The sequence below is a fragment of the Lysobacter defluvii IMMIB APB-9 = DSM 18482 genome, assembly GCF_000423325.1.
Lineage (GTDB): Bacteria > Pseudomonadota > Gammaproteobacteria > Xanthomonadales > Xanthomonadaceae > Novilysobacter > Novilysobacter defluvii.
This window is the reverse complement of the sequence record NZ_AUHT01000006.1, coordinates 362,622-387,912: the sequence shown is the minus strand read 5'-3', so window position 1 is coordinate 387,912 and position 25,291 is coordinate 362,622. Positions and strand designations below refer to the sequence as shown.

Genomic DNA, 25,291 nt, shown 5'->3' with positions numbered 1-25,291 from the left:
GGCCCCAGGCGGTAGAATCGGCCGCTTGACCGCCTCCCGCGCCCGAATGGACTCCACCGCTCCGCCGGACCTGCTCTCGGTCGTGCCCGACGGCGTGTTCGGCCCCCTCGCCTCGCCCAACCGCCGCCACTACTGGCGCCTGCTGTGCCGCCTGTTCGGGGAGTTCTTCGGGCCCGACGCGCCGCTGCCGCCCAGCACCGGCCTGCCGCGGCGCGAGATCACCGCGGCGCTCGAGCGCTACCTGCTGACCGACGATCCCTGGGAGGACGCCGAGGGCGAGTCCCCGGACACTCCGCTTCCGGTCCGCGCGGCCGGCATCTACGAGCGCCTGCGGGCCGCCGGCTGGCTGCGCCAGGAGCGGATCGGCGCCCGCGAGATGGTCTCGATGACGCCGGTGGTCGCCCGGTTGCTGGCGACGCTGCTGGAGTTCAGCGAGCGCGGCCCGGCCTTCCTGGGCGCCAAGGTGCGCTCGATCGAACTGCAGCTGCAGCAGGTCGTGGACGGCCAGGCCGGCGGCGACACGCTGGACGAGGCCGCCGACCAGGCGCGCCAGTTGCTCTCGCATGTATCGGCCATCGGCGTGCAGGTGCGCGACCTGATGCCCGAGCTCAGCCGCGCCGAATCGACGGCGCAGTTCGCCCGGCAGTTGTTCGAGCGCTACGTCGGCGAGCTGTTCGTGGGCGACTACGCCGAGCTGCACCGGGCCGACCACCCGCTGGCGCGCCGCACCGCGATCCTGGCGATGGCCCGCCAGCTCGCCGAATCCCCGCTGCGCGAACGGCTGCTGGAGTGGTACCGCGACCGGGCCACCCACGGCGATCCCGACCGCGCCGCCCAGCGCCTGGAGCGCAGCCTGCGCCGGCTCCGGGAGATCGACCGCATCGACGAGTTCCTGGCCCGGCTGGACGACGACATCCGCCAGGCGAACCGGCGTGCGCTGGCCTACCTGGACTACCGCCTGCGCGCGCCCGACCGGCTCGACGCCCTGCTCCGGCGCGCCTGCCGCGGGGCACTGGCGGCGCCGCCGGGCGAGCTGCGCCTGCCGGCCGCCCCCGGCGGCCTGATGGACGAGACCCGCCTGCGCCCGCCGCGCAGCCGCCCTCGCCCGATCCCGCGCACGGCCAATGCGCAGCAGGCACCCACGCCGGAACAGATGGCCCGGCTCAACCTGCGCCGCGCAATCCAGCGCGCGCGCCTGGTGCTGCCCGACGACCTCGCCCGCTACGTGGACCGGCACCTGGACGGGCGCGAAGCGGTGCCCTCGGACGCCCTGTCCACCGGCAGCATCCAGGATCTGCGCGCCTACCAGACCCTGGCGACGCTGGCGCTGCGCAGCCACCGCCCCGGCGGCCTGCGCCGGGACGACCCGATCCGCCGGATGCTGCGCGGCTTCAGCGTGGAGCTGCTGCCCGGCACCCGCAGCGAACACCCCCACCTGCACTCGCCGCGCTTCACCCTGCGCCGCACGAGGAAGACCGCATGAAACGCTCCTGGGCCACGCTCAGCCAGCTCTCCGGCGGGATGTACGTCCCGCAGGATTTCGAGCGCACCGCCTACCGGCTGGTCACCGAGCAGGTGCTCTATGCCGCCGACCGGCGCTCGCGCAACGCCTACCACCTGGTGGAGACGTACCTGGCCGATTTCACCGCTGCGCTGGAGCCGCTCGGCATCCGCCTGGAGCGCAACGCGCACTACCGCTACGTGGTCGCCCTGCCCTCCCACGGCGAAGGCCTGCCGGTGACGCTGGAGGAGACCCTGCTGGTGCTGGTCCTGCGCCAGCGCTACGACCACGCCATGCGCGAGGGCCAGGTGGAGGAGCACGGCGAGGTCCTGGTCGAGCTGCCCGAGCTGCAGGAGGCCTGGCAGCACATGACCGGCCGGCCGATGCCGGACACCGGCAGCCTGCGCACCCTGCTGCGGACCCTGAGGCGCTGGTCACTGTGCCGCGAAGTCGACAGCGAGCCCGACGACCCGCAACCCTTCCGCATCCTGGTGCGCCCCGCGATCGTGGAGATCGCCGGCCCGCAGTGGCTGCAGCGGCTGGACCAGCACAACATGGACGAGGACGGGGAAGCCGAAACCAGCACCCCGCGCGCCATCGAGGACGAAGACGATGTTCCTGCTTGAGCGCGCCCACCTGGTGCAGTTCTTCCTGTTCCAGGCCCAGACCCTGGAGCTCGACCGCACCACCGCGATCATCGCCCCCAACGGTGCCGGCAAGAGCGCGCTGCTGGACGCGCTGCAGATCGTGATGCTGGGCGGCGACCGCAACCAGATCCGCTTCAACGCCCAGGCCGGCGGCAGCCATCGCGCCCGCACCATCCGCGACTACTGCCTGGGCGTGTACCGCGGTGGCGAGGACGGCCGGGTGCGCGACACCGCAACCACCTATCTCAGCCTGGTGTTCCGCGAGACGGACACCGACGAGGTGCTGACCGCCGGGATCGCCCTGGGTGCCTCCGCCGACGAGCCCGACCACCGCGTGCACGGTCTCTACCTGCTGCCGGGCGTCGCCCTGGAGCTGGAGGAACACCTGGAGCAGCTCGATGGCCGCGAGCTGCCGCTGGAATGGACCACCTTCCGCGAGCAGGCGGTCCGCCGCTGCAAGCAGGCGGGCACCCGCTTCGAGCAACACACCACGAGCGACCGCTTCGTGCGCGACCTGCTGGTGCGCCTGCGGCCCGGCCCGACCGCGTACCTGGACCCGGTGGCCTACCGCAAGGCGTTCCAGAACGCACTCAACCTGCAGCGCGTCACCGACGTCGACCTCTTCGTGCGCACCCTCGTCGCCGAGGAGCGCCCCACCGAGATCGCCCGCTTCCGCGCCCTGCTGGAAGGCTTCCGGCAGATCAAGGCGCGCATCGAGCAGGTCGCCCGGCGAATCGAGGAGGCGGAGCTGGTCGAGGCCCGTTACCGCAAGCTGGCCGGCCAAGCCACGCGCGCGGCCAGCTATCGGGCGCTTGCTGCCGAGTACCGGCGCGATGCCCACGAGGAACAGCTCGAGACCGTCGAGCAGTCGCTCGCCGATGCCCGCGATGCCGCCGCCCACGCCCAGCGCTCGCTCGCCCAGGCCCGCAGCGACCTCCAGGCCGCGACCGAGGAGTCTGCCCAGCTGCAGCAACGACTGCAGGGCATGCGTGGCTACGGCGAGCAGGCCAGCCTGGACCAGCTGGCCGCCAACTGGCGGGACCAGCTCGGCGGACTCAAGCAGGACCTGCTGCGCGAGGCCGGCTCCGTGCGCGAGCGGCTGGCCTCCGCCGGCGCGCTTGGCCTGCCTCGCATCGATCCGGCGGCAGTGCGCGAGCTCGCCCTGCCCTGGCAGGCGCTGTGCGATGAGCTGGACGCGTTGCCCGCGGACGGCGAGATCGAAATCGACCCGCAGGAGCTGCATGCCAGACTCCGCGAGGCCCTTGCCCGCGCCAGGCCGCTCATCGAGGCGGTCACCCGCCACGCCCGCGAGGCGCAGAACGCACTCGACGCCGCCCGTCAGCGCGCCGAGGCCGCGCGCCAGAACCTGGCGCGGCTGTCCGCCGGCCAGTCCGAGCTGCGTGCCGACGTCCTCCGCCTGATGGCCTACCTGCGCGAGGAAGGCATCGACGTACGGCCGGTCTGCGACCTGGTGCGGGTCACCGACACGCAGTGGCAGCCGGCCATCGAGGCCTACCTGCGCAGCCATGTCGAGGCGCTGCTGGTGCCGGCCGAGGACGAGGAGCGCGCCGTCCGCCTGTACCGCTCGCTCAAGGGCGGACGCGCGGTGTACGGGGTGAAGCTGGCACTGGCGAGCCAGGCCCGCCGCGAACGCGGCAAGGCACCGGCCGCCGATCAGGTCGCCGCACTGCTGGACGGGGACAACGCCGACGCCGTCGCCTACCTGCGCCGCCAGCTCGGCGACCTGCGCCAGGTTGAGACCGAGTCGCAGCTGGTGCGCGGCGACCGCGCCCTGAGTCGCGATGGCCTGGTGGTCAAGGGCGGCGGCATCGAGCGCCTGCGCCTGCCAGCCGCGGCCGAGCTGCGCATCGGGGCCAGCGGCAACCGCGAGCGCGCCCGCCTGCTACACGACCAGCGCGAGCAGGCCGAGGCGGAGGTGCGCCGGCTGGAGGCCGAAGGCAAGGCACTGGCTGCCTGCGCCGCCGGATTGGCGCGCATCGACGATCCCGACGCGGTCGCCGGCGCGGCCCACGCCACCCTACTTCGGCACCGCGAGGTCTCCGGTCGTTACCGCGCCCAGTTGCGCCTGCAGGCCGAGCAGTCCGACCCGGACCTGCTGCGGCTGAGCGAGGAGCATGCTGCGCTGAGGGAGCGCGTGGCCGTCTTGCAGGCTTCCGTGGAAAGACTGATCCGCGACGAGACCAAGGCGCAGTCCCAGGCCGAATCGATCGAGGGACTCCTCACCGGACTGCAGGCGCAGAGCGAGGCGATCGCCCGCGCCGCGGTGGACGCCTTCGGCCACGAAGACGTCGACCCCAACCTGGTCGAGCGGTACCGCGATGAACTGGACGAGCGCTTCCCCGAACCCGGCCCGCGCCTGGACCACTGCGACGAACGCGCCACCGCCGCCGAGCGCACGCTCGCCACCCAGCTGCCGGAGGCCTGGTCGGGCCTGGCCCAGTACGCCCGTGACCACGCGCTGTCGCTCGAGTTGGAGCCGGACCAGTGGCGCCCCGCGCACGCGCTGCTGGAGAAGGAGATCGCCCAGCTCAAGGGCACCGAGCTGGTGCAGCACCAGGCGGCCGCCGAGGAGGCCTACACCACGGCAGTGGAAACCTTCCGCGCCAATGTCGCCTCGGCGCTGTACGACAACTTCACCCGCCTGAAGCACCAGATCAACACGCTCAACCGGACCCTGCAGCGGAGCCCCGCGTTCTCCAACAACGAGCGCTACCAGTTCCGGTACGAGGTTGCGCCCGAGCTGAAGTCCCTGCACGACTTCATCAAGCGCGCCGCCGACGTGGGCGAGAGCGACACCCTCTTCGGCACCGCCGGCGAGCTACCCGCCGCCTTCCGCGACATCATCGAGGACCGCGCGACCGGCAAGTCCGGCCAGCCCTCCCCGCTCGATGACTACCGCCGCTTCTTCAACTTCGAGGTGGTGATCCGCCAAGAAGAGAAGGTCATCGGCACCCTGAGCGAGCGCATGCGCTCCGGCTCCGGCGGCGAGCACCGCGCCCCGCTGTACGTGATCGCGGGTGCCGCGCTCGCCGCGGCTTACGGCAAGGGCGAGGGCCTGCAGGGCGGACTGGGGGTGATCATGCTCGACGAGTTCGGCGACAAGATCGATTCCCAGAACGCCCGCGCCACCACCGACTACCTGCGCTCGCTCGGCCTGCAGCTGGTGCTGGCCGCCCCCGACACCGCCCAGGGCACCCTGACGGGCGTGCTCGACAGCTACGTCGAGCTCTTCCGCGACGGGCCACTGCTGCAGATGGAGCGGCACGTGGTGACCGCCGACGGGCGCGAGTTGCTGGCCAGCGATCAGTTCGAGCTGCATCCGGAGCTGCTCGAGCGCGAGATCGAGCGGATCAAGGCGCAACGTACTGCGGAGGAAACGATCAAAGGAGAACCCGGCCCACGCATTTCAGCTTGAGGCTCCCAGGCGCACGACTGTCATCCTCCTGTTATCCCGCTGTAGCAGACTCGCCGGCTCCACAGCAATGAGGGGCACGGCATGGCCGACTTCAACGTTTCCCGCCGCCAGATCCTGAAGGGCGGTGCGGCGGCCATGGCGATCGGCGCGATCGGCAGCCTGGGGGCGCTGCAGGCGCGCCAGGCGCGCGCCGCCACGGCGGGCGCGACCCGGCTGGGGCCGATCCCCGGGCCGTACGGGCCGCTGGCGCCGGTGGCGGACCAGGCGACCGGCCTGGAGCTGCTCCAGCTGCCGCCGGGCTTCAGCTACACCTCGCTCGGCTGGACCGGCGACCTGATGGACGATGGCCAGCCGGTGCCGGACCGGCACGACGGCATGGCGGTGCTGCAGCGCCCGCGCCCGGACGGCGGCGCCGACACCGTGATCATCCGCAACCACGAGCGCGGCATCGGCACCGCCATCCAGGCGCCGGGCATGTATGACACCGCCCGGATCCGCGACGGCGCGGCCGGCGGCGGCACCACCAACCTGACCTGGCGCGACGGCCGGCTGGAGCGGATGGAGGCCAGCCTCGGCGGCACCCTCATCAACTGCGCCGGTGGTCCCACGCCCTGGGGTACCTGGCTCAGCTGCGAGGAGATCAAGACCAACGAGGTCTCCGCCAATGGCAAGCGGCACGGGTACGTGTTCGAGGTCGACGCCGACCCGTCGAAGACCAGCGGCCAGCCGATCGTCGGCATGGGGCGCTTCTCGCACGAGGCGGTCGCACTCGATCCGCGCACCGGCCACGTCTACCTGACCGAGGACGACCGCAACCGAGCCGGCCTCTACCGCTACGTCCCCGACGACACCAGCCGCCGCAACGGGGCGTTGGCCAAGGGTGGGCGGCTGCAGGCGGCGTGCGTGCGCGGCCGGCGCAACGTCGACCTGACCGTCGCCTCCATGGGCGACGAGTACGCGCTGGAATGGGTCGACATCGACGATCCGGACCTGGACAACCTGCCCGCGCCCGCCAGCTTCCCGGACATCGACGCCGGCGGGACGCTGAGTGGCCCCTTTGCCCAGGCCTGGTCGAAGGGCGCGCTGCGGATGAGCCGTGGCGAGGGGATGTGGCACGCCGGCAACAGCATCTTCATCGTCGACACCTCCACCGGCGTCGATGGCGACGGTCGCAAGGGCCACGGAGACGGCGCGGTGTGGGTGCTGGACCTGTCGAGCCAGACCTTGCGCGCCCTGTTCGTCAGCGGCCGCCAGCTGGCGGCCAACAACCCGGACAACATCACCGTGAGCCCGCGCGGCGGCGTGGTGCTGTGCGAGGACGGCGGCGAGAGCGCCGACCAGTTCGGCCCGGGCGCACGGCTGCTGGGGCTGACCGGGGGCGGCGAGACCTTCTACCTGGCCAAGAACAACGCCGAGCTGACCGACACGCAGATCGCCCGCGCCGGCAAGCAGGTGCCCGAGGGCGACTACCGCCGCGGTGAATTCTGCGGTGCCTGCTGGGATCCGGAGGGCCGGACGCTGTTCGTCAACATCCAGACCCCCGGCATCACCCTGGCCATCACCGGCCCGTGGCAGCACGGAGGCCTCTGACCATGCGCCACGCGCCCCTCGCGCTCGCACTCGCGCTTGCCGCCGGCCTGGCCGCCACTGGCGACCTGGCCGCCACCCCGACGGCTTCGCCCGGCAACAGTGCCGCCCAGTGCGCCCTGACCGCGTTCCGCGTGCGCTCCGATTTCGAAGCCGACCTCAACGTCGATGCCGACTGGGCCGGCGCCACCGGCGCGAACGTCCCGGTCGCCACCGACCAGCCGTTCCGCATCCGCCTGGAAGTCGAGGCGGATGATCCGGAGGGCACCCCGCGCCGCTTCTGGCTGCAGTACCGCCACAACGGTGGGGAATGGAGCGACCTGTCGTCCGCCGAGTTCCCCTACCCACTCGCGGCACCGCCGATCAGCGTGGTCGCGAACGAGGAGTACGATCCGGGCGAGGCCACCACCGACCTGCTCGCGGGCTCGGGCGCGCCGTTCCGCGCCGGCGCGGGCGTGGTGCTGGACTCGACCACGCCGACCTGGAACAGCGGACGGGTCCACGGCGAGTGGGAGTGGCCGCTGGTGATCCGCCGCTTCGCCGACGGCGCCCACGCTAACGAGGCCGGCGACACCTACGAGCTGCGCGTGGCCGACACCTCGGGCGCCTGCACGAACGCGGTGGCGCCCGTACTGACCGTGGCGGTGCCCGACGGGCACCTGGGCGGCACCTTCGTCGAGACGCCCGGGCCGATCGGCCCGTGGCAGGCGTCGAACGGCGACCTGTACTTCGTCATCGAACCCGCCGAAACCAGCAACGTCCTGATGATGGTGAAGTCCACCGACGGCGGCCGCAGCTGGCACGAGGTCGACGGCGGCAACCGCCCGGCGGCCGACGACCTGGAAGGCTTCGCCACCACCGTGTCCGGCGACACCGTGTACATGCTGCACCAGACCTCCGACGACGTCTGGCTGCATGCCTTCAACACCTCCGACCACCCCACGGCGCCGGACCGCTGGTCGGTGCGCGACGAGCTCGTCGCCTCCCCGCCCGAGCCGCCGACGCAGGTCGCCGCCCTGGCCGCGCGCTCGGACGGCAGCCTGGTGGGGGTGTACGGCGGACCGGAGCAGATCCACCTGAAGACCCGCACCCCGGATGGACAGTGGAGCGGGGAAACCATCCTCGATGCCGACACCGGCCCGCGACTGTCCGGCCCGATGCTGGTGACCGGCCGCGACGACACCGTCCACCTGGCCTACACCGGCCACGATGGCACGGGCTGGTACCGCACCATCGGCACCGATGGCCAGCCCGGGCCCCGCCAGCAGGTCACGGACCGCCTCGGCACCGGTGAGGGCGACATCGGCTCGATCCTGCCACTGGTGTACCTGCCCCGGGACGACACCCTCATGGTGGTCTACCGCCAGGCGGACGGCCGGCTGCGCGAGCGCCGCTCCGTTGCCGGCGGGCCGCTGGGCGCCGAGCGCGTGGTGACCGACCTGCACGTGGTGCAGAACGCGGTCGATTCCGACCAGGCCGGTGCCGATGCCATCGCCCTGGACGGCACCGCGCACGTGCTCTTCATCGAAAACCACACTGGCCGCCTGTTCCATGCCGCCACCGACGCGGCCGGCGAATGGCAGCCCGCGAGCCTGCAGGCCGACGACGTGGAGGCGCAGTGGGTCCGTGGCCGGCCCGTGCGCCGCGCCGACGGCACCACCGTGTACGGCTACGTCTTCGACGCGGGGTCCAACGGCGGGTCCGGCATGAACCGCTTCGGGGAAGTCGTCCCCACCTCGTAGCACTGGACGACTCCGCAACCTGCCACGCGGAAGTGGCAGGAAGGCGGCAACGGGGTGACAGCTGTCATCGCCGGGTCATGGTCGGGAACTAGCGTTGAGGGATCGGCGGAACGGAGGTCGCCGCATCCCTTCGAACAAGACCGCTGGAGCCCCAATGACGCCCCGTACGCCCCTGCGCCGGCGCGCGCTCGCCTGCGCCGTTGCTACCGCCCTGCCCCTGCTCACCGCCGTCTCCACTGCAAATGCCGCCACCGTTACCGGCCGCGTCACCGACGCATCCGGCATGACCGGGTTCGGTGGTGCCACGGTTCGGGTACTGGAAGAAAACCGCCAGGCGGTGAGCGGGAATGACGGCAGCTTCCGCATCAGCGGCCTGCCCGCAGGCGAATACACCCTGCAGGTCGAGTACGTCGGCGCCAGCCCCCTGCAGCAGGCCATCGAGGTCGGCGAGCCGCTCGCCTCGCTCGGCAACATCACCCTCAGCCCCGCCGCGGCCAGCGCGACCACGCTGGACACGATCCTGGTGATCGGACAAGCCGCTGGCCAGGCCGCGGCACTGAGCCAGCAGCACGCCTCCGACAACCTGGTCTCGATCGTCTCCGCCGACGCAATCGGCCAGTTCCCGGACCAGAACGTCGCCGAGTCCCTGCAGCGCCTGCCGGGCGTGTCGCTGGAGCGCGACCAGGGCGAGGGCCGCTTCGTGGTCGTGCGCGGCCTGGACGCGGCGCTCAACACCACCAGCATCAACGGCATGCGCGTGCCGGGCCCCGAGGACGACTCGCGCGCGGTCAATCTGGACGTGATCTCCTCGGACCTGCTGGAGTCGCTGGAGGTCGTCAAGACGGTGACCCCGGACATGGACGGCGACGCCGTCGGCGGCCACATCGAGGTCAAGAGCCTCACCGCCTTCGACCGCCCGGGACGCAGCTTCAGCGGCCGCCTGGAGGGCAGCCACAACGAGCGCCGCGACACGACCAATCCGAAGCTGTCCGCCACCTGGACCGACCGCTTCGGTGCCAACGACGATTTCGGCGTGGCCGCCTCGGTGAGCTGGTACGAGCGCGAGTTCGCCACCGATGGCATCGAGACCGCCGGCGCCGACTGGCTCGAGGCGCCTGACGGCAGCGAGTACAAGGGCATCGCCGAGGGCGAGCAGCGCGATTACATGATCACCCGCGAGCGCACCAGCGCGAACCTCAACTTCGACTGGCGCCCGGACATGGACAACGAGTTCTACTGGCGCAACCTGTTCAGCCGCTTCAGCGACGACGAGGTGCAGTCCACCAACGTGTTCGTGTTCGACGACGGCGACACCGTGGCCCTGGACGGAACGGGCGGCCGCTTCGAGGACGCCACGGTCGAGAAGCTGACCGAAGCCCGCATCCAGACCCAGGACATCTTCGCCACCACGCTGGGCGGCAAGGCCTACCGCGGCCCCTGGACCATCGACTACAGCGCCGCATATTCCTACGCCGGAACCGAGGAGAGCGACTCCTTCGGCGCGATGTGGGTGCAGGAGGGCCTTGGCCTGGGCTACGACATCGGCGGTGCCGGCAAGCGCCCGCACTTCTTCGGCCTCGACAATGCCGCCTTCACCGACGCCGGCGCCTACGAGCTCGACGAGATCGTGCTCGAGCCGTACACCACGAAGGAGACGGAGACTGCGTTCAAGCTCGACCTGCAGCGCGAGTTCGAGCTGGGCGACACCTATGGCTACCTAAAGTTTGGCGGCAAGTCGCGCCTGCGCGAGAAGAGCGCCGACTTCGACTCCACCGTGTTCGGCGACTACGGTGCCGACTACAGCCTGGCCGACTTCGCCTCCTCGCGCGCCGACTTCCCGTACGCGCCGTTCCACCCGATCGCCGATGCGGGCGACCTGGAGCGCTTCATCGCTGCGAACCGGGGCCAGTTCGAGATCGACGAGGAGGAAACCGCGATCGAGCGCCAGGGCGGCGACTACCGCGTCGACGAGGACATCCACGCCGCCTACGTGATGGGCAAGCTGGACTTCGGCGACCTGCACCTGATCGGCGGCGTCCGCGCCGAGCGCACCGAGTACGACGCGGTCGGCACCCGGATCGAGATCGACGAGGAGTCCGGCGGCGGCGACCCGCTGTTCGTGCCGGTCGGCATGTCCAAGACCTACACCAACTGGCTGCCGGGGCTGCACGCCCGCTGGGAGCCGCGCGAGGGGCTGGTATTCCGCGCCTCGGCCAACAAGACCGTGTCGCGCCCGAACTTCGAGGACGCCGCCCCGTACCAGGTGATCGAGGTCGAGGAGGACGGCGACGGCTTCGAGCGCAAGGCCGAACTCGGCAACCCCGACCTGGACCCCATGAAGGCGACGAACGTCGACTTCTCCGTCGAGTACTACCCGGGCGACGTCTCGCTGCTGTCGGCCAGCCTGTTCTACAAGAAGATCCAGGACTTTATCGTCGTTGCCGACGTGGCCGGTACCGGTGCGTTCGTGGACTTCGACGAGGCGATCCAGCCGCTCAACGGCGAAGACGCCGAGGTCCGCGGCCTGGAACTGGGCTGGACGCAGAAGCTGTCGTTTCTGCCGGGTGCCTTCAGCAACCTGCTGTTCTCGGTCAACCACGCCTGGATCGACAGCGAGTCGAAGCTTCCGTTCCGCGAGGGCGAGTTCAGCCTGCCGCGCCAGTCCGACCGCGTTGGCAACGTCTCGCTGGGCTGGGAGGACGAGAAGCTCTCGCTGCGCGTGGCTGGCAACTACCGCAGCAGGTACCTCGACTCGCTGGAGGAACTGGACGACCCCGCCTTCGACCGCTACGTCGACGACCACTTCCAGCTCGACCTGACCGCGAAGTACCGGCTCAACCCGAACACCCAGCTGTACTTCAACGCCATCAATCTCAACGACCGTCCGCTGTACGCCTGGCTCGGCCAGCGCCGCTTCAACAGCCAGTTCGAGAGCTACGGCCGGACCTTCGAGCTAGGCGTGCAGGTCAACTTCTGACCCGTCGTCCCGCGAACGCGGGAACCCACCTCCGCACCCGTCATCCCCGCGCAAGCGGGGATCCACCCCGCCCGCATCCGTCATCCCCGCGCACGCGGGGATCCACCCCGCGGACACCCCACACCCCAAAACGAGGCCTGTACATGACCTCCCGCTTCTCCCTCCTTCCCCTCGCCGCCGCCCTCGCACTCATGCTTGGCGCCTGCGGCGGCGATGCCGCCCCCGCCTCCGAAGCCGGCACCCCCACTACTGGTGCTGCCACCAGCGCCGCCAGTGCCGGCGCAGCCCAGGCGACCAGCACCCACCCGGCCCTGGCCGAAGTCCCGGTCATCCCCGAGGCGTTCAAGAGCGCGATGACCCCCGAGGACAACATCGACTCCGTCGCCAGCTGGACCCACGCCGACGGCCGCACCTGGGTGTTCGCCACCGCCAAGTCGACCGACCGCCTGGTGGTGTACGACGGCGACACCGGCGAGACCCTGCGCACCCTGGGGGAGCGCGGCGAGGGGGACGGCCAGTTCAAGCGCCCCAACGGGGTCTTCGTGATCGACGACGTACTGCTGGTGGTCGAGCGCGACAACCGCCGCGTGCAGGGCTTCGCCCTCCCCTCGCTCGAGCCGCTGGGACACTTCGGCACCGACGAGCTCGTCAAGCCGTACGGGCTTTGGGTCGACAAGGCCGACGGCGGCTACCAGCTCTACGTCACCGACGCCTACATGGCCGGCGAGGACGCCGAGGGCGAGGACATCCTGCCGCCCTTCGAGGAGCTCGACGAACGCGTTAAGCGCTACAGCTTCACCGTTGACGGCGCGGACATACAGGGCGAGCTTGCCGGCGCCTTCGGCGACACCGGCGAGGCCGGTGCACTGCGCGTGGTGGAATCACTCTGGGGCGACCCGGCGAACGACCGCCTGCTGGTCGCCGAGGAGGACGAGACCTACGCCAACGAGTTCAAGGTCTACGACCTGGAAGGCGACTTCAGCGGCCAGGTCTTCGGCGGCGACACCTTCGCCGCGCAGGCCGAGGGCATCTCCCTGTACACCTGCGGCGACGGCGGCTGGTGGGTCACCACCGAGCAGGCCAGGGACGTGACCACCTTCCACCTGTTCGAGCGCGACAGCCTGGAGCACGCGGGCGCGTTCCGCGGGGAAATGGTCGCCAACACCGACGGCATCTGGCTGCACCAGGAACCCACCCGCAACTTCCCGCAGGGCGCGTTCTACGCGGTGCACGACGACCAGGGCATGGTCGCGTTCGACTGGCGCGACATTGCCCGGACCCTGGAACTGCCGGACTGCCGGTAATCCCCGCCGGCGGGTGGCGCGCGCCGCCCGCCGTTTGCCCCGGGTCAGCCCTGGCCGTCGCCGCCCGATGTCTGGCGCGTGCGGATCACGTCCTCGACCGGGTAGCCCATGGCGTCGGCCCGATCGAGCAGCCGCTGGACCACGTCTTCGTCGAGCCGGGGCTCTCGCGACAGGATCCACAGGTAGTCGGCGTCCGGGGCGCCGACCATCGCCCAGCGGTACTCCGGGTCCAGGTCGATCACCCAGTAGTCGCCCCAGACCATCGGCAGCCAGCCCAGCCACGCCGGAGCGAAGCGGACTTCCAGCATCGAGGTGCTGCCGTCGACCCGCCGGGCGACCGCGTCCGATTCGTCGAAGCTGCCGTCCTCGGCGCGGCAGCGGTTGGTCACCGCGATGGTGCCGTCGGGATTGAGCGCGTATTCGGCGGTCACGTCGCCGACGCACTTCTCCTGGAAGCGCTGCGGCAGGCGCGCCTGCTCGTACCACTTGCCGGCGTAGCGTTCCAAGTCGACGGAATCGACGGCGACGTTCGGCAAGCTGGCCTGGCCTTCTGCTGGCAGGGAGTCGTCCTGGGCGTTCGCTCCCAAGGCAATCGTTGCGGCGACGAACGCCGCGGAAACTCGGTACCTGGCTCGGATGGGCATGGGGGGACTCCGGTTGCGGTCGCAACGATTGTCCTCACCCGCCGCCGCGGGAAGGTGATGGCCGGCGCCGGACACACGGCCACTTCATTCCGTTCCCGCTACACAGGCGTTCCCCCATTCAACCGGAGGCCCGCATGAGCCGCGACGAACCCACTACCGTCCCTTCCGTCGACCTGCAGCGCTACCTCGGCACCTGGTACGAGATTGCCCGCCTGCCAATGCGGCACGAGCCGCCCGACTACCGGGACGTCACCGCCACCTATTCGCTGCAGGATGACGGCAAGGTACGCGTGGCCAACCGCGCGATCGACGGGGATGGAGAGCGGCAGGAAGCGATCGGCGAGGCGACGCCGGTCCGTGGCAGCCACAACAGCAAGCTTGAGGTCAGCTTCCTGCCGGAGGGCATGCGCTGGATCCCCTTCACAAAAGGGGACTACTGGATCCTGCGGTTGGATCCGGAGTACCGCGTCGCACTGGTGGGCAGCCCGGACCGCAAGTACCTGTGGCTGCTGGCGCGCGAGCCACGCATCGATTCGGCGACGCGGCTGGAGTACCTGGCCACTGCGCAGGCGCAGGGGTACGAGCTGGACGAGCTCATCGACACGCCCCAGAGCGGTGCCAAGAGCACCGCGTAAAGGACGCACCTCGCTCGCGGAGGTCGAACAGACGGACGGGACCTACGGGGCCTCCGCAGGCGGCACTTGCCCCGGCGTGCCGCCAAGCAGCTGCTCCAGGTCCTCGTCCTTCTCCAGCCAAAGCCCGTTCATCCACTGCTGGAAGCGGGCACGGAAGGCGCGGTCTTCCTGGTAGTTGCCGGCCAGCAGCTCCGCCGGGATCGGGCGCTGCTTCACCTGCACATGCACCGCGGGCACCCGCCCGGCCATCAGGTCGGTCATCGAAGGGAGGCCGCCGGGGTAGGCGATGGTCACGTCGAGCACCGCGTGCAACCCCCCGCCCATCGCGTCGAGCACGAACGCCACCCCGCCGGACCGCGGCTTGAGCAGGTGCCGGTAGGGCGAGGCCTGCCGGGCGTGCTTCTCCGCAGTGAAGCGGGTGCCCTCGACGAAGTTCATCACGGACACGGGGATCTCGCGGAACTTCTCGCAGGCGCGGCGGGTGACCTCCAGGTCACGACGCCCCAGCTCCGGGTTCCTGGCGATCTGGCTGCGGGTGTAACGGCCCATGAAGGGGAAATCCAGCGCCCACCAGGCCAGCCCCAGCACCGGCACCCAGAACAGCTGCCGCTTGAGGAAGAAGCGCAGCAGCGGGATGCGCCGGTTGAACACCTTCTGCAGCACCACGATGTCGACCCAACTCTGGTGGTTGGCCAGCACCAGGTAGTGCCCGTCGGTCCGCAGGTCGGCTTCGCCCGTCACATGGAAGCGGGTGCCGGTGAAGCGGTCGAGCATGGCGGTGTTGACGCCGATCCAGCTCTCCGCGATCGCCGGCAGCCAGCGGTTGCATGCCCGGCGTACCGGCTGGAAAGGTAGCACCGCCTTGACCAGCGCCACCACCAGCAGGGGCACCGCATGCAGCAGGGTATTGAGCGCGACGGCCACAAGAAGGACGGCCATGCGCAGCCAGGACATCAGGCGCACCGGGGGTCTCACTCCAATACGGGGGCGGCAGAGTAGCAGAGCCCTGCGGAGCGTCAGGGCACCAGGACGACCTTGCCCGTGTGCGCGCCCCCTTCCAGCCAGGCATGCGCCTGCGCGGCCTGCTCCAGCGGGAAGGTCCGGTCCACCACCGCCTTGACCTTGCCAGCCTCGATCCACGGCCACACGACGCGCTCGACCTCCGCCGCCAGCCTGGCCTTTTCGTCCGCATCGCGTGGCCGAAGGGTCGAGCCGGTGATCACCGCGCGCTTGCGCATGATCCCGAATACCGGCACCTGCAGCTCGTTCCCGCCCTGCCCCGCGATGTAGACGATCCGCCCGCCGGTGTTGAGCGCCTCGAGCGTCTGGGCGAAGTACGGTGCACCCACCATGTCCAGCGCCACATCGACGCCGCCGGCCTCGCGCGCCACCTCCGCAAAGTCCTGCGTGCTGGTGTCCACGGCATGGTCCGCCCCCAGCTTGCGCGCGGCCTCCGCCTTGTCGGCGCCGCGGCTGGTGGCGATCACCCGCGCGCCTGCCGCCTTCGCCATCTGGATCGCCGCCACGCCGATGCCCGAGGTAGCCCCGTGCACCAGGAGGGTTTCGCCGGCGCGGAGCCGCCCGTGCTCGAAGACGTTGGCGTATACGGTGAACACCGTTTCGGGCAGCGCGGCAGCTTCGACCGGCTCGAGTCCTGCCGGTAACGGCAGCACATGGCGCGCGTCCACCGCGACGTACTCCGAATAGCCCCCGCCGCCCAGCAGCGCGCACACGCGATCACCCTCCTGCCAGCGACCCGAGCCCTCGACCACCTCGCCCGCGACCTCCAGGCCCAGGGTGCCCGGCGAACCCGGGGGCGGCGGGTAACGGCCCTCGCGTTGCAGGATGTCCGGCCGGTTCACGCCTGCCGCCAAAACCCGCAACAGGACCTCGCCGTCGCGGGGAACCGGGCGCGGCAGCTGGACCACGTGCAGGGACTCGGCGGGACCGGAGCCGCCCCGTACGGCGATCGTCGTCATCATCTGTGGCATGGGAGTAATCCTGTGGCTTGCGGACGCAGCGTTTCCCCCACCGTAACTCCGCGCGCGAGCACGGCGCGATAACACCGTTCGCCGCATCGTGTCGCCCGCGGTACCACTCACTCCATCCCGCAACGGAGGCACGACATGGAACGGCTCCAGGACAAGGTCGCCATCATCACCGGCGGCGCAGGTGGCATCGGCAAGGCGACGGCGCGGCGGTTCCTCGAGGAAGGGGCATCGGTGGTGCTGGTCGACCTGGACCAGGACGCGGTGGACACTGCCGCCCGCGAGCTGGATGCAGGCGAGCGCGTCGTCGGGGTCCAGGCCGACGTCACGGACGAGGCGCAGGTGGAAGCCTACGTGGAGGCGACCATCGAGCGCTTCGGCCGCATCGACGTGTTCTTCAACAACGCGGGCATCGAAGGCAAGGTCGCACCGCTGGAGCAGCAGGACACGGCGATGTTCGACCAGGTGCTCGCCGTCAACGTCCGCGGCGCCTATCTCGGGCTGAAGCACGTGCTACCGCACATGTACCGGGCCGGCCGCGGCAGCGTGATCAACATGTCCTCCGTAGCGGGGCTGGAGGGCAGTGCCGGTGTGCTGCCCTACGTCACCTCCAAGCACGCGGTTACCGGCATGACCAAGGTGGCCGCCATCGAGGCCGCCAGGCACGACGTACGGGTGAACTCCGTCCACCCGTCGCCCGTGAACACCCGGATGATGCGATCGCTGGAGGCCGGCTTCGACCCGGACGATGCCGACGCTGCCAAGGCCGGGATGGAAGCCGCGATCCCGCTGGGCCGCTACGGCGAGTCCGGGGACATCGCCAACCTGGTGCTGTTCCTTGCCTCGGACGAGAGCACGTTCATCACCGGCGCGGCCTACCGGATCGACGGAGGCATGGGGGCGATGTAAGCGGACTCAGCGGCTGGCGCGCCCAAGGTACTCGATCACCCCCACCGGATCATTGGTGAAGATCGCATCGAACCCGTACTCCAGCGCCTGCTTCCAGTCCTCTTCCTTGTCGATGACCCCGGAAAACACCAGCACGCCATCGCGCTGGAATCCCCGCACCTGCTCCGGCGTCGCCTCCCGGGCCGCAAGCACGATGCAGCCGGCACCGAGCTCGCGGACGGTTTGCGCGTAGTCATTGCTGTACCGCGGCACGCCGAGGGGACACGTCCGCACCTGCGGGTTCAACTCGCGCATTGCGCGGATCGTCCGCCAGTCGAACGACTGCAGGATGACGCGATCCTCCAGCCCATATTCGCGGATCAGCTGTTCGAGCTTGGCGGTGTAGAGCGTGGTGTCGATCGGCTCCCCGGGTGCACCCTCCCTGGGCATCTTCGTCTCGATGAAGTACTTGATCCGGGTGTCGTCACGGAAGGCTTCGAACACCTCTTCCAGGCTCGGCATGCCGGCCACCCGCTTCTCGGCATCCGGGTAGATGTCCCGTGACCGGCTGCCGCAATCGAACGCGCGGCTCTGCTCCAGGGTGAGGACGCGCACCGCCTTGGGGACGATTCCCTGTCCGGCCGGTGCCGTGCAGAACCGGGGGTTGATGTCACTGTCGTGGGTCACCAGCAGCTCGTTGTCGGCGGTCAGCTGGAGGTCAAACTCCAGGTACTCGACGCCGGCGTCCGCTGCCCGCTCGAAGGCGTACATCGTGTTCTCGGGCCACAGCAGTGCGCCACCGCGGTGCGCGATGACCTCCGGCGAAGCCGAGGCGGCGAGCGGGAACGCGAGCGATACGGCGGCGAACGCAAGGGATGCAGTGAGCTTCATCGGGATTCCTCCTTCTCACGTTGCAGGAAGGACACCAGGTCCCGGGGCTTGTCGGTCAGGAACATCGTGGCGCCCGCATCCAGCAGCCGGCGGTACTCGGCGTGCCGCTGCGCCGGCGGCAGGTTGTCGATCTCCCACAGGGTTTCGGTGGACAGCCGGGTGCCGGGCGGCCGCTCGGCCGCATTGAAGGCTGCGAAGAACTCCGGCGTGCTGCGGTACCAGAGGAAGTAGCCGGCAGGGTCGTAGCGGGCAAACCCCATCAGGTCCCGCATGTCATTGGGCCGGCACGTGGCAGGGGCCCCCTCCGGACAATCCTGGATGCGCGCCATGATGGCCAGCGCGCGCACGTCCCCGGGATCCGGCTGGTGGCTGTCCTCCGGGGAGCCCGTAACCCAGGCGATGCCCTGCCCTTCCATTCCCAGTCTTTCCACCAGGTCCGCCACCTCGGCGTGGGTGGCGTCCTTGATGTCCAGGTGGACGATGAAACCGTGCTCCCGCGCCGCAAGCAGCATTTCCTCGACTGTTGGCAGATGCTCATCGGTTACCACGACGCTGCGTCCGCCGTTGCCGCGCCGCAGCCGCAGCTCGCGCAGCTCGGCCGCGGTGTGGTCCGCTACCCGGCCGCTGCCGTTGGTGGTGCGGTCGAGGGTTGCGTCATGGATCGCCACCAGCACGCCGTCGCTGGACTTCCGGATGTCGAGTTCGATTCCATCGATCCCCTTGCCGGCGCAGGCATGGATGGAGGAAACGGAAACCTCCGGTGCCTCGCCGACGCAGCCGCGGTGCGCGATCACCACCACGCGGGAGGGGTCGCGGAGCTTGGCCGCCGGATCCTCGGGTGAAGCCGCCTGTGCGAGCCCCCCGCCAGCCTGCATCAGCAGGCCGGCGGCGAGCGCGACGGCGGCAAGGCGCGTCGCATTGGCCGTCATCAGAAGTCCGCCTTGAACGTGAGGAAGAAGTAGCGGCCGACGCCGTCCATGTAGGCCGCGCCGTTGTTGGCGTTGACGCGGTCCGCCGTCAGGTGCGGGCTGGTGGCGTAGGCGCGCAGCACCGGATGCTTGACCTTGCTGTCGGTGGCGTTCTTGATACCGAGCGAAATCGAGTAGTCGGTCGCCGCATCCCAGTCGGGGTGCCAGGTGATGTTCACGTCGTGCTGCCAATACTCCGGCACGTACGGCATCTCGCGCGTCTCCAGCGACTGGTCGTTCACCGCGTACAGGCTCTTGCTGATGTAGCGGGTGTTCACGCCGAAGCTGAAGTCACCCACGTCGTACTTGTTGAGCAGGGTGAACTTGAAGTCGGGGTACTGGAACTGGCCCGCGTTGTCGGTCCCGGCGGTCCCGCGCTGGGAGATGATCCGGCGCTCCAGGTTGCGGGTCGCGCTGAAGCCCAGCCGGTAGTGGCCCGGGCCGAGCCCGCGGGCGTAGTTGAGCCCGAAGTCGATGCCACGCGCCTTGCGGCCGGCCAGGTTGGCGTACTGCGCCTGCACGTAATCGACTTCACCGGCCAGGTGCCCCGGCCCGTCGGTCGGATGACGGTGCACGAACTGGCAGTAGCCCATGTCGGGGCCACCAGAGGCGTTGACGCAGTTGTTCATGATCGTGCCGTAGGCGATGGCGGTGATCACGTTGTCGATGTCGATCTCCCAGTAGTCCGCGGTCAGGTCCAGGCCCGGGACGAAGGAGGGCTGCCACACCACACCGTAGGAGAACGAATCGGAGGTCTCCGGCTCCAGGTCCGGGTTGCCGCCGGTGAACACGCGCGGCGCATTCTGGTTCGGGGTCGGCAGCGGACCGGTCCAGCCCGGCACCGTCGCGGCGCAGTTGCCCGGCCGGTCATCGTCCTGGAGGATGCGGCCTTCCTGGCACGGGTCGCCGATGTGGCCCAGGGTGACCATGCTGATCGGCGAGTACAGCTCGCCGAAGTTCGGCACGCGCGTGCTGAAGCCCTTCACGCCACGCAGGCTGACGGTGTCGAACGGCGACCAGATCAGGCCGAGCTTCCAGGTGTCGGTGGACGGGTTGTCGCTGTAGTGGGAGTAGCGATACGCGGCTTCCACGTCGAGCCGGCGTGCGCCGGGCAGGTCGCTGAGCACCGGGACCACGACCTCGCCATAGACCTCCGAAACGCGGCGGCTGGCGCTCATGTCCGGGTGCAGGCCGTGGTCGTTGCCGGGCGACCAGACGATGTTGTGCAGCTTGACGGTGTCCGGGTCGTCGCGCGTATCCAGCTTCTCCTCGCGCCACTCCGCTCCAGCCGCGAAGCGCACGGTGCCGGCGGGCAGCTCGAACAGCTCGCCGTTCATGCCCAGGCCCACGTTGAGCATGCTGTTCTTCGTGCTCTCGTAGCGCTCATACGGCATGACGTAGTCCAGCCAGTCCTGGCCTGGCATCTCGGTGCTGTAGAGGTTCGTGGGTACGCAGCCGGCGGCCCGCGCATCCGCATCTGCGCAGATGGGGTTGCCGGTCGCGTCCACGGTGACGTCGCGCGCCAGCAGCCACTCATTGCGGCCCACCATGTTGGTGGTGGTGATGTCGTCCTCGACCGTGCCCCAGCGCAGGAAGCCTTTCCAGTCGATCCGGTCGGTCAGGCGGCCGGTGAGGTCGGTGCCGAAGCTGATCGCATCGCGGCGGTGGATCTCGCGCGACATGGGAAGGTGTGAGTAGTGCCGGTTCATCGGCAGCTCGGTCAGGCCTTCGGCCAGCATGTGCTCGCGGAGCGAGTCCGGCAGGAACGGATCATCGAGACGGGCGATGCCGCCCGGGTGCGCGGTGCCGGTCTCGGGGTTGATGCCCCACCAGTTGATGGGCCGCACATCATCGCGGTGCCCTGGCCACTGGGCGTGGCCGCTCACGTAGCTCGACGCGTAGCCCAGGCTCGTGTTCCAGACCACGTCTGGGGTGAGCTGGAACTCGAGGTTGCCGTAGGCCGAGCTCTTCTCCGACTTGTCGCGCAGCAGCATGTAGTCGTAGATGCCGAACGCCGTGTCGGGGCCGCCGTCCTGGGTGCCCGTGTCGTTGTTGGAGATGGTGCGGTAGCTGTCGCGCGGGATGTGCGTGACCTGCCCATCGATCAGCTGGTACCAGTCACCGTCCTTCGCGTTGGTACCGCACGGCGCCGTGCCCTCGAACACGCACCAGGTGGGGTAATGGGAGCGGTAGAACTGGCGGAAGTTGATGATGATGTTGTCCGGGATCCCGTCGTTCGGACCGGTGTTCTCCGGGTTGACCTGGTAGACCTGCCGGTCGGTGTAGCGGTCCAGCAGCGGGATCTCGTCGGTGAGCACGTAGTTGGCACCCACCACCAGATGCGCGCGTTCGTCCAGGAAGTCGAAGCCGGTTGCCACGGAGGCCTGCGTCTGGCGGGCGTCGCCCTCCTCCGCCAGGCCAGTGCTGACCGACGCGGAAGTGCCATCCATGCGCTTCTTCATCACGATGTTGACCGCGCCCGTTACGGCGTCGGCGCCGTAGATCGCGGAGGCACCGCCCGTCACGGTCTCGACGCGGTCGATCAGCGACGAGGGGATCGTGTTGAGGTCCACGGCCGCGGTGCGGGCACCGCCCGACACCCAACGCAAGCCGTCCACCAGCACCAGCGAGCGGTTGGTGCCCATGCTGCGCAGGTCGATGTTGGCCACGCCCTTGTCGTACTCCTGGCCCATCGAGTTCATCTCGCCCAGGCCGGGGCCGATCGCGGGATTCAACATCAGCGCGTCGTACACGGTGAAGCGACCGGTCTCCTTCACCTCGTCGAAGTCCACGACGGAGATGGGCATCACCGACTCGAGTTCCGGACGCGCGATGCGGGTTCCGGTTACCACGAGGGCGTCGAGGTCCGTGGCCTCGGGGGTGGGCTGTTCTGCGGACTCCGGTGCGTCCTGCGCAATGACGGCAGGGGCCTGCATGAGCAGCATCGCCAAGGCGATGCCCGAGGCCAGGCGGGACGAGGGCAAATGCACGTGGAACTCTCCTGGAAATCTGTTGAGCCGGCGGGCGACGGCGCGGACAGGTGTCCAGCGCCGCGCGCAGGCTATTTCCAGGCGATTGCGGGTTCGTTACTGCTGCTTTGCCCTGTAAGGCACTTCCCTCAATGTGCGGGCTGATTGCGTCACGCGAACGGACACAAGCCGGTCACAGCACGGATCATCCCCCGTCCGGCGCAGCAAACGTCCCCACCAGCGCGAGGACCCGTCCGGTTCGACGCGCAGCAGCGTGGCGTGCTCCGGGTTGGTCTCGTTGCAGGCGTTGCAGGTGGAACCGATGCTCACGTAAAGCTTGCCGTCCGGACCGAAGGCCAGCGTGCGGTTCGGATGCTGGCCGCCATCCGGCAGGTCATCGACGAGCAGCTCCGGCTCGCCCAGGCTGCCGTCCGGCTGGATCGGGGCGCGCAGCAACTCCTTGACCGTGGCGATGTACAGCGCGCCGTCGTGCACCTCCAGCCCGTGCACGGCCGGGCGGTGGAGCACCTGGCGCGGCTCGCCGTCCGCCCTGCCGTCCCCGTCCTCGTCGCGAAGCAGCAGCACGTCGCCCTGCTCGCGCCGGGACACGTAGACGTGCCCGGACGGGTCGACCGCCAGGATCCGCGGGTTCTTCAGCCCGGTGGTGAAGGGGGTGATCTCAAAGCCGTCGGGTAGTTCCACCTGCGCAAGCCGCGCGGCGGTTGCTTCGACCGGGGGCGGCTGGAACACGGTGTGGGTCACCGCCGTATCGGTGCCATCGTTCTGCTGGGCCGGGGCCGCGAAGGCCAGCGTGCAAAGGGCCGGGAGGACTGCTGCGGACAAGGCGCGACGGGGGAGGAAGGCCATGGCCCGTACCTGCGGGCGCCGGTCAGCCTGCCCGCCGGTGCGTCGATACCGCGCGAACAGCAGGTCGCAAGCGGCGCGGTAGCTTGGGTGGTCCCGTCCGGACCCGCTCGCTTCGCACGCTGTTCGCCCCGGTTCTGCTAGTCGGAACCCGCCATGTGCTACTCAGCCCAGATCCGCACCGAATACCAGAAGTTCACCCGCCATTTCGGGGCGGAGATCGACCTGGACGAGTACGTGCGCCTGTACTGGGAGCGCGCCGAGGGCGGCAACATCAAGACCCCGCGCGCGCTCGACTTGGCGTTGCGGGAGGCGCCCGGTGAACAGGGGCGCCGGCTGCGCGAGCTGATCGAGCAGCACGACCGCGAGCAGGAGATGGCGCTGGAGCAGGAACTGTTCCGCCAGCGCAAACGCCGGGCCGACGCGGAGCGCAGCCTCAAGACGCGAGTAACGAAGAAGGCGCAGGAGGACCTGCGGATCTCCAACGCCAACGTGGCGCGGATCAAGGCACGCCTGGCCGCGCTCGCCCGTAGCGAGCCGACCGCCGAGGACGCGCGCATCTACCCCGGCATGCACGCGCCGGTGATGATCCGGGAAGGCGGGCGCCGGGTCGTACGGCCGATGCGCTACCAGTGCCGGCCCGCGGGCAAGTCGGCGTTGTTCGACCGCAAGTATCCGGGCACCTACAACGCCCGCCGCGACAGCCTGGGCGGCTTCTGGAGGGACCAGTTCACGCACTCGCATGGGGTACTGGTGATCGGCGCGTTCTACGAGAACGTACGCCGCCCCGACCCGGACGCACCCCTCGACGGCCGCGGCAGGAACGTGGTGCTGGAGTTCCGCCCCGACCCGCCCCGGGACATGCTGGTCGCCTGCCTGTGGTCGCGCTGGCGTGCGCCCGGCGAGACGGACCTGCTGTCCTTCGCCGCCATCACCGACGAGCCGCCGCCGGAGATCGCCGCCGCCGGGCACGACCGCTGCATCATCCCGGTGCGGCCGGAGCGCCTGGACGAATGGCTGGAGCCCGACCCCGCGGCGCCGGAAGCGCAGTACGCGATCCTGGATGACCGGGAGCGGCCGTATTACCGGAACCGGGTGGCGGCGTGAGCCTCGCCTGCAGGGGATGCGAGCCAGTCCGTCCGCGCAGGCGAGAAGCAGGTTCGGGACCTCACGCCGTCAGGAAGGACACCGCGTACGCCACCCACATCCCGCCCAGCAGGAAGAACCCCATCAGGAACACGGGGAAACGATGCATCACCTTGTTGTAGGTGCACTGGATCGCGCTGTGCAGGATGCGCAGCCCGACAAACGCCCACGCCAGCACCGGCAGCCACGCGGGGATGTGCCCAGTGGCGAGCGCGGCCAGGCACAAAACGTAGAACAGCACCGGCAGCTCGAACAAGTGGTTGTAGTTGTCCGAGGCGCGGGCGTCCTCGAGCTTCTGCGAACGCTGCGCAGTGAGCGCTACCGACTGCGGATGGATGCGCCGCGCGCGCATCTCCTGCACGCGGACGACGAACAGGCGGATGCCCACCACGAAGGTGAGCAGCGCCAGGGCAGCGCAGGCAGCGAACAGGTGCTGCTGGGCGGTCATGACGTTCCTCGGGTTACATGCGTGGGGAACTCTCCGTCCACATACAACCAGCGCCCGTCCTCGCGCACGAACCGGCTCACCTCGTGCATGCGTACAGCGGGTGCGCCGCCGACCTTGTAGCGGGCGACGAACTCCACCACCGCGGTGCCATCGCCGGCGTCGGCGTGGCGCTTCACGTCCAGCCCGAGCCAGCGCAAGCCGGTGTTGTCATCCGGGTCGAGCACCGCCGGACAGGTATCGGGATGCCAGGTGGCGCGCAGGTAGTCGTGCAGGCCGAGCACGTAGGCGCTGTAGCGCGAGCGCATGAGGGCTTCGGCAGTCGCAGCCGGGGTGCCTTCGTGCAGGGGTTGGCAGCACCTGGCGTAGGGAGCGGACGGGGTGCAGGGGCAGGACTGCACGTCAGGGCCGGTTCCGGAGGACGGCCCTGCCGCCTGCGAAGCGGAATGCCAGGTATGCGGCGATCAGCGCGAGCAGCACCGACACGCAAAGGACTGCAGGCAGGAGCCATGCCGGAGAACCCTGGAACGCGGCGACGATACGCGGGCCGGCCACGATCCCGGTAATCGAGCCTGCCAGTGCGAACAGGAAGAACACGAAGAATCGGCGGGGCGTGGCCAGGCGTGCGCTGTTCATGGGCTGTCCCGGGCAGGTCGCCC

Annotated in this window: 20 protein-coding genes; 10 read left to right on the top strand and 10 right to left on the bottom strand. The window is 69.9% G+C overall.

Annotated features, from left to right (window positions below):
* Positions 1–25: 25 nt before the first annotated feature.
* The 7 genes from G545_RS0106265 (at position 26) to G545_RS0106235 (ending at position 13,194) form a co-directional block, all read left to right on the top strand.
* On the top strand, positions 26–1,483 hold the full coding sequence (locus G545_RS0106265; RefSeq protein ID WP_244874616.1) for a Wadjet anti-phage system protein JetA family protein: 1,458 nt from the start codon (positions 26–28) through the stop codon (positions 1,481–1,483).
* Positions 1,480–2,127 carry a DUF4194 domain-containing protein gene (locus tag G545_RS0106260; protein WP_027069630.1) on the top strand — a complete coding sequence of 216 codons (648 nt, stop codon included), beginning with the start codon at positions 1,480–1,482 and terminating at the stop codon, positions 2,125–2,127. Before G545_RS0106265 ends, G545_RS0106260 begins: the two co-directional genes overlap by 4 nt.
* Positions 2,114–5,584, top strand: coding sequence for an SbcC/MukB-like Walker B domain-containing protein (locus tag G545_RS13855; RefSeq protein ID WP_052347273.1), 3,471 nt, complete (start codon positions 2,114–2,116; stop codon positions 5,582–5,584). Before G545_RS0106260 ends, G545_RS13855 begins: the two co-directional genes overlap by 14 nt.
* Positions 5,585–5,665: 81 nt before the next feature.
* Positions 5,666–7,174, top strand: coding sequence for an alkaline phosphatase PhoX (locus G545_RS0106250; RefSeq protein WP_027069629.1), 1,509 nt, complete (start codon positions 5,666–5,668; stop codon positions 7,172–7,174).
* A 2-nt stretch (positions 7,175–7,176) separates the two neighbouring features.
* On the top strand, positions 7,177–8,913 hold the full coding sequence (locus G545_RS13850; RefSeq protein ID WP_052106471.1) for a sialidase family protein: 1,737 nt from the start codon (positions 7,177–7,179) through the stop codon (positions 8,911–8,913).
* Between the two features lie 154 nt (positions 8,914–9,067).
* Positions 9,068–11,890: a TonB-dependent receptor gene (locus G545_RS0106240; RefSeq protein ID WP_027069628.1), complete on the top strand. Its 2,823-nt coding sequence runs from the start codon at positions 9,068–9,070 to the stop codon at positions 11,888–11,890.
* Between the two features lie 191 nt (positions 11,891–12,081).
* Positions 12,082–13,194 carry an NHL repeat-containing protein gene (locus G545_RS0106235; RefSeq protein WP_052106475.1) on the top strand — a complete coding sequence of 371 codons (1,113 nt, stop codon included), beginning with the start codon at positions 12,082–12,084 and terminating at the stop codon, positions 13,192–13,194.
* A 44-nt stretch (positions 13,195–13,238) separates the two neighbouring features.
* Here G545_RS0106235 and G545_RS13845 read toward each other — a convergent pair whose 3' ends face one another.
* Entirely contained in the window at positions 13,239–13,838 is a 600-nt protein-coding gene (locus tag G545_RS13845) for a lipocalin family protein (protein ID WP_081677757.1), read from the bottom strand.
* 134 nt (positions 13,839–13,972) lie between these two features.
* Between G545_RS13845 and G545_RS0106225 the strand changes: the two genes are divergently transcribed.
* Positions 13,973–14,473: a lipocalin family protein gene (locus G545_RS0106225; protein WP_027069626.1), complete on the top strand. Its 501-nt coding sequence runs from the start codon at positions 13,973–13,975 to the stop codon at positions 14,471–14,473.
* Between the two features lie 42 nt (positions 14,474–14,515).
* Here the strand turns inward: G545_RS0106225 and G545_RS13840 are convergent, their stop codons facing one another.
* Positions 14,516–15,427, bottom strand: coding sequence for an acyltransferase (locus G545_RS13840; RefSeq protein ID WP_052106474.1), 912 nt, complete (start codon positions 15,425–15,427; stop codon positions 14,516–14,518).
* Between the two features lie 62 nt (positions 15,428–15,489).
* Complete coding sequence (locus G545_RS0106215; protein WP_027069625.1) at positions 15,490–16,464, bottom strand: NAD(P)H-quinone oxidoreductase; 975 nt, start codon at positions 16,462–16,464, stop codon at positions 15,490–15,492.
* Positions 16,465–16,599: 135 nt separating this feature from the next.
* On the opposite strand from G545_RS0106215, the gene G545_RS0106210 reads away from it, so the two are divergent.
* On the top strand, positions 16,600–17,370 hold the full coding sequence (locus G545_RS0106210) for an SDR family NAD(P)-dependent oxidoreductase (protein ID WP_027069624.1): 771 nt from the start codon (positions 16,600–16,602) through the stop codon (positions 17,368–17,370).
* A 6-nt stretch (positions 17,371–17,376) separates the two neighbouring features.
* On the opposite strand, the gene G545_RS0106205 is transcribed toward G545_RS0106210, so the two are convergent.
* The 4 genes from G545_RS0106205 to G545_RS13830 form a co-directional block, all read right to left on the bottom strand.
* The gene (locus G545_RS0106205) at positions 17,377–18,240 is read right to left on the bottom strand and encodes a glycerophosphodiester phosphodiesterase family protein (protein WP_027069623.1); all 864 of its coding nucleotides are present in this window, start codon (positions 18,238–18,240) and stop codon (positions 17,377–17,379) included.
* Positions 18,237–19,169, bottom strand: coding sequence for a glycerophosphodiester phosphodiesterase family protein (locus G545_RS14985; RefSeq protein WP_052106468.1), 933 nt, complete (start codon positions 19,167–19,169; stop codon positions 18,237–18,239). Before G545_RS14985 ends, G545_RS0106205 begins: the two co-directional genes overlap by 4 nt.
* Positions 19,169–22,198: a TonB-dependent receptor plug domain-containing protein gene (locus tag G545_RS0106195; protein ID WP_154656522.1), complete on the bottom strand. Its 3,030-nt coding sequence runs from the start codon at positions 22,196–22,198 to the stop codon at positions 19,169–19,171. The genes G545_RS14985 and G545_RS0106195 overlap by 1 nt, the downstream gene beginning before the upstream one ends.
* A gap of 96 nt (positions 22,199–22,294) precedes the next feature.
* Positions 22,295–23,044, bottom strand: coding sequence for a PQQ-dependent sugar dehydrogenase (locus G545_RS13830; protein WP_052106467.1), 750 nt, complete (start codon positions 23,042–23,044; stop codon positions 22,295–22,297).
* A gap of 153 nt (positions 23,045–23,197) precedes the next feature.
* On the opposite strand from G545_RS13830, the gene G545_RS0106185 reads away from it, so the two are divergent.
* Positions 23,198–24,148, top strand: a complete 951-nt coding sequence (locus G545_RS0106185; protein ID WP_027069621.1) for an SOS response-associated peptidase family protein — start codon at positions 23,198–23,200, stop codon at positions 24,146–24,148.
* Positions 24,149–24,209: 61 nt separating this feature from the next.
* On the opposite strand, the gene G545_RS0106180 is transcribed toward G545_RS0106185, so the two are convergent.
* The 3 genes from G545_RS0106180 to G545_RS0106170 are packed head-to-tail and all read right to left on the bottom strand — an operon-like array spanning position 24,210 to position 25,268.
* The gene (locus G545_RS0106180) at positions 24,210–24,635 is read right to left on the bottom strand and encodes an MAPEG family protein (protein ID WP_052106466.1); all 426 of its coding nucleotides are present in this window, start codon (positions 24,633–24,635) and stop codon (positions 24,210–24,212) included.
* Entirely contained in the window at positions 24,632–25,033 is a 402-nt protein-coding gene (locus G545_RS0106175; RefSeq protein ID WP_027069619.1) for a YchJ family protein, read from the bottom strand. Before G545_RS0106175 ends, G545_RS0106180 begins: the two co-directional genes overlap by 4 nt.
* 1 nt (position 25,034) lies before the next feature.
* Entirely contained in the window at positions 25,035–25,268 is a 234-nt protein-coding gene (locus tag G545_RS0106170) for a hypothetical protein (RefSeq protein WP_027069618.1), read from the bottom strand.
* Positions 25,269–25,291 lie beyond the last annotated feature (23 nt).

Excerpts from the sequence above, each read along its gene's own strand:
- G545_RS0106210 (WP_027069624.1), top strand. The coding sequence starts at position 16,600 with ATGGAACGGCTCCAGGACAAGGTCGCCATCATCACCGGCGGCGCAGGT.
- G545_RS0106240 (WP_027069628.1), top strand. The coding sequence starts at position 9,068 with ATGACGCCCCGTACGCCCCTGCGCCGGCGCGCGCTCGCCTGCGCCGTT.
- G545_RS14985 (WP_052106468.1), bottom strand. The coding sequence starts at position 19,169 with ATGACGGCCAATGCGACGCGCCTTGCCGCCGTCGCGCTCGCCGCCGGC.
- G545_RS13830 (WP_052106467.1), bottom strand. The coding sequence starts at position 23,044 with ATGGCCTTCCTCCCCCGTCGCGCCTTGTCCGCAGCAGTCCTCCCGGCC.
- G545_RS0106250 (WP_027069629.1), top strand. The coding sequence starts at position 5,666 with ATGGCCGACTTCAACGTTTCCCGCCGCCAGATCCTGAAGGGCGGTGCG.
- G545_RS0106180 (WP_052106466.1), bottom strand. The coding sequence starts at position 24,635 with ATGACCGCCCAGCAGCACCTGTTCGCTGCCTGCGCTGCCCTGGCGCTG.
- G545_RS0106185 (WP_027069621.1), top strand. The coding sequence starts at position 23,198 with ATGTGCTACTCAGCCCAGATCCGCACCGAATACCAGAAGTTCACCCGC.
- G545_RS0106215 (WP_027069625.1), bottom strand. The coding sequence starts at position 16,464 with ATGCCACAGATGATGACGACGATCGCCGTACGGGGCGGCTCCGGTCCC.
- G545_RS0106225 (WP_027069626.1), top strand. The coding sequence starts at position 13,973 with ATGAGCCGCGACGAACCCACTACCGTCCCTTCCGTCGACCTGCAGCGC.
- G545_RS0106235 (WP_052106475.1), top strand. The coding sequence starts at position 12,082 with ATGCTTGGCGCCTGCGGCGGCGATGCCGCCCCCGCCTCCGAAGCCGGC.
- G545_RS13845 (WP_081677757.1), bottom strand. The coding sequence starts at position 13,838 with ATGCCCATCCGAGCCAGGTACCGAGTTTCCGCGGCGTTCGTCGCCGCA.
- G545_RS0106170 (WP_027069618.1), bottom strand. The coding sequence starts at position 25,268 with ATGAACAGCGCACGCCTGGCCACGCCCCGCCGATTCTTCGTGTTCTTC.
- G545_RS13850 (WP_052106471.1), top strand. The coding sequence starts at position 7,177 with ATGCGCCACGCGCCCCTCGCGCTCGCACTCGCGCTTGCCGCCGGCCTG.
- G545_RS0106260 (WP_027069630.1), top strand. The coding sequence starts at position 1,480 with ATGAAACGCTCCTGGGCCACGCTCAGCCAGCTCTCCGGCGGGATGTAC.
- G545_RS0106205 (WP_027069623.1), bottom strand. The coding sequence starts at position 18,240 with ATGAAGCTCACTGCATCCCTTGCGTTCGCCGCCGTATCGCTCGCGTTC.
- G545_RS13840 (WP_052106474.1), bottom strand. The coding sequence starts at position 15,427 with ATGTCCTGGCTGCGCATGGCCGTCCTTCTTGTGGCCGTCGCGCTCAAT.
- G545_RS13855 (WP_052347273.1), top strand. The coding sequence starts at position 2,114 with ATGTTCCTGCTTGAGCGCGCCCACCTGGTGCAGTTCTTCCTGTTCCAG.